Annotated in this window: 3 protein-coding genes; all 3 read right to left on the reverse strand. The window is 62.2% G+C overall.

Annotated features, from left to right (window positions below):
• Positions 1-54 precede the first annotated feature (54 nt).
• Positions 55-2,115, reverse strand: coding sequence for a TonB-dependent receptor (locus WBR57_RS13505; protein ID WP_424084236.1), 2,061 nt, complete (start codon positions 2,113-2,115; stop codon positions 55-57).
• On the reverse strand, positions 2,099-2,881 hold the full coding sequence (locus tag WBR57_RS13510) for a secretin and TonB N-terminal domain-containing protein (protein WP_424084237.1): 783 nt from the start codon (positions 2,879-2,881) through the stop codon (positions 2,099-2,101). The genes WBR57_RS13505 and WBR57_RS13510 overlap by 17 nt, the downstream gene beginning before the upstream one ends.
• Before the next feature lie 135 nt (positions 2,882-3,016).
• Positions 3,017-3,711 (reverse strand): FecR family protein (locus WBR57_RS13515; RefSeq protein WP_424084238.1); only part of this gene is annotated, 695 nt, incomplete at its 5' end.

Raw genomic sequence — 3,711 nt, forward strand, 5'->3', positions numbered from 1 at the left:
GAGCAGGCCAGCAAGTCTCTTGTTCATCAGGGTATCCAGGCTAATCAGAAAAAATCAGAAGCGGTAACCGACTTCCAGCCAATATTGGCGGCCGACTTCATAGGTCACGGTCGAGCTGGTTTTGCCGACGATCTCGTTGACGTGATCGGTGACGTTGGTGATATCCACGGCAGCGAACAGCGCCTGGTCCTTGCCGGTGGGGATCTCCCAACTGACGCGCATATCCCAGGTCGGCGCGGCCTTGACCTTGGCCGAGTCGTACACCGCCAGGGTCTCGTCACCGATCACGGCGGTGGCGTCGGTTTCGATGATCTGTTCGTAGGCGCCGCGATAACGCAGGAAGTTGCTGACGGTGAGGTGCCACTGCGGGATCTCGGTGATCGTGGTCAGGCGTGCGGTCCACGGCCGATTGAAATCGCCGGCGGGCAGTTCGCTGTAGGCCATGCGCTTGCCGTCGTAGATCACGTCGGCGTCGGCGAACTCATCGGCATCGACTCCTGATTCATAGGTGCCGTAGGCGTCTTTGGTCTGTGACCAGTCAAAGGCCGCCTGCACACTGGTGCGCGTGCCTTGCCAGTTGAATTCCTGCTTGGGCGTGATGGTCAGGCTGACGTTGTCGCTCTCGCTGGAGGCGGCGTTGGTGTAGGTGTAGTAGATCGTGTCGTAGCCGGCGGCGGCGCCGGTGCCCAGCACGCGGTTGGAGGCGCGCACGATCTGGTCCTTGCCTTCGCGGTGCACGTACTTCAGGCGAAAGTCAGTGTCGAGCCAGACCTGGTCGAGCCCCAGGGTCCATTCATCGTCATAGGGCACGTTGAGGTCGGAGAATTTGTTCAGGTTTTTGCCCTGCACGGACGTCCAGGCGCCGCCTTGGGTGGTGCGGGTATAGCGGGTGTTGAACGCCTGGCGCCCGTCGGCCAGGCGATATTTGAACAGGTTGCGCCCGTAGTAACGGTTGGCGCCGAAGACCAGTACGGTGCTGCGGTCGCCGAAGAAATCGTAGTCGCCGGCAAACCGTGGCGCGAAGTTTTTGTCTTGCATGTAATCGTCGCCTTCAAAACGCACACCGGGGCGCAGGCCGAGCTTGCCGATCTGAATCGCGTCTTGCAGGTGAAACGCGTATTTGGTTTCGGTCAGGTCCAGCTTGCCGGCACCGTACACGTTGATGGTGTTGGCCCATTGGCGGGTGTTGCCGTTGAGCAGCCGGCCGATGGAACAGAGGTTGTCATTGTTGATGCACGTAGTGCCGTTGTCGCGCCGACCCACCAGCGCGCTGGTGGCTGCGGTGCCGCGTTCCCAAGTGGCCTCGTTGCGCGTCAGCTCCAGGCCGCCGGTGAACTGATGCTCGGCACCGCCCCAGTTGAACGCTTGCCAGTCGGCCTTGAGCTTGTAGTCGATGCCGCGTTGGGTCTGGTCCAGGTCGCCATACGCGCCTTCGCCACTGCGTGAGGTGTTGGACAGCGGGATACCCCAGTTCTTCACGCTGGAGTAGTACCAGCCGATCGAGTCGGTGGACTCGGATTTGCGTGAGCTGTTGAGGTCGGTCAGCGCCACGGTGTGGCTCCAGCGAGCCGAGTCTCCTTCCCAGACGGCCTTGAGCGAACCTTGCCAGCCGCCATTGATATTGGTGAAGCCGGAGTTCACGTAGTTCTCGCGAAAATACGTATTTTCCTGCGGCGCTTTGATGAATGAAGCGTCGAGGCTCAGGCGGTCGTTGACGTTCCAGTAAGTCTTGAGCATGTAGTTGTCGAGCTGGCGCGTCTGGTCTTTTTCGTTGTCGCCAGTGGGGCTGGTGTAGCCGTCTGCATAGCGGTTCAGCGGGATCACCGAGCGTTTCTGCGAGAAGCTCAGGATCGCGCCAAAGTCCTCGGTGAGGTGACCTTCGAGCATGCCGCGCAGCGTGGTTTTCTCGAAGTCGGGCTGGTATTGCTCGTTGGACGCGTTGTCGAACGCTTCCTGGTCCTGGGCGCTTATGTGGTACTTGGTCCACGCCGATTTTGTCATCGAATAGGAGAACTTGCCGTGCAGGTCCTGGCTGGGGCGGCGGGTGATCGCGTCGACCACGCCGCCGTTGAACCCGCCGTATTCGGCCGGTACGTTGCTATCGTAAACCTTCACTTCCTGCAGCAGGTCGGCGTCCAGGGCGATGCCGTGGGAGCGGCTCGGCGCGGCGTCGAACTGGCGGGTTTCGCCGTAGCCGTGAGCGCTGGGGTCGATGTCGTTGTTTGTTGATCGACATGCCGTCGATCATGAAGTTGTTCTGGTAGAACTTGGCGCCGTTGATGCTGATGTCTGCCGGGTCGATTTCCCCCGGTGTGTTGGAGCTTTTTTGCTCACCGCTGAACTGCACGGCGGGGTGCATTTGCAGCAGGGTGGTGATGTCGCCGTTGGCGCCGGGGAAGGCCTGGATCGCCCGTTGATCGATCACGGTGGCGCCCTGGAACGAGTTCTCTTCGGTAAAGCCGAGCACCACCGTGTTGTCGAGCATGAGCGGGCCGGCGTCGGCGCTGGCCAGGCGATGAAACACCAGCGCGCCGTCCTGGTAAGCCCAGCCGATGCCGGTGCCTTGTAGCAGGTAGGCGAGGGCGGCGTCGTTGCTCATGTCACCGTTCACCCCCGGCGAACTCACCCCCTTGAGCAGTTGCGGATCGACCGTCACTTGCTGGCCGCTTTGTTGGCCGAAGGCAATCAACGCACCGGCCAGTGGCTGCGGCGCAATGCTGAAGCCGTGCGCGGTGTTGTCGGCGGCCTGCGCTTGCGACAGCGCCTGGGGCACGGCGCCAAATGCGCAGCAAAAGCCCAGCAAACCGGCGCCCGCGGTTTTCTTCAGGCGCAGCGGCCAGGGCCCGCGCTGCCCAGGCAAGCGGTGGAAGGTGTGGTTCATGCAAAGTCCCCGCGCCGGCTAAAACCGGCCAGTCAATGAATACGAATAAATCTCAATTGCTGCGCGCGGGACAGAAGACGGGACAGCGCGGGGGATTTTCAGAAAAAACCTGAAATATTTTACACGGGCAAGTAATCAGTGGCTCAACACCAGCACCCAGGGGCTGTAGGCGCTGACTTTTGCACCGTAGGGTTGCAGCACGGCTTGCAGCGCCGCCTGGGGTTTGCGCAGGTCATACACACCGGTGACCCGCTGTGCGCCGAGCTTGGCGTCGCGCAACACGATGAGGCCGGGGGCATAGCGGCGGATTTGCGTGAGCACTTCGCTGATCGGCAAGTCATCGGCAATCAACTGACCCTGGCGCCATGGCGCGGCCTGGCTCGGGGGGAAGCTGCTGAGTTCGACGCGCCCGGCGTGGTACTTGAGGCGTTGCCCCGGCACCAGGCTGGCGAGGCGACGGCCGGCGGCCAGGTCGTCGACATTCACCGAACCCTGTTGCACCGCGACGCTGGGGTTGGCCGGCGTTGCATCCACGTTGAACGCGGTGCCGGTGACCGTGACCTGCAAAGTCTTGGTGCGCACATGAAAGGGTTTGAGCTTGTCCGGCGTCACCTTGAAAAATGCCTGGCCGACCAGCAGCCGTACATCCCGATGATTACCGGCGATATCCACGGCGATGGCCGAGTGGCTGTCGAGTTGCACCACGCTGCCGTCGCTGAGGGTAATGTCGCGGGTTTCACCGGCGCCGGTGCGGTAGTCGGCTTGCCAGCGCAGCAGCAGGCCTGGGGCCGAGGCGACCACCAGGCAAGCCGCGATGGCGGCAGCCACCC

The sequence above is a fragment of the Pseudomonas sp. genome (assembly GCF_049590575.1).
In the GTDB taxonomy this organism is placed as follows: domain Bacteria; phylum Pseudomonadota; class Gammaproteobacteria; order Pseudomonadales; family Pseudomonadaceae; genus Aquipseudomonas.

Coding starts and splice junctions, on each gene's coding strand:
- WBR57_RS13510 (WP_424084237.1), bottom strand. CDS start 2,881: ATGAACCACACCTTCCACCGCTTGCCTGGGCAGCGCGGGCCCTGGCCG.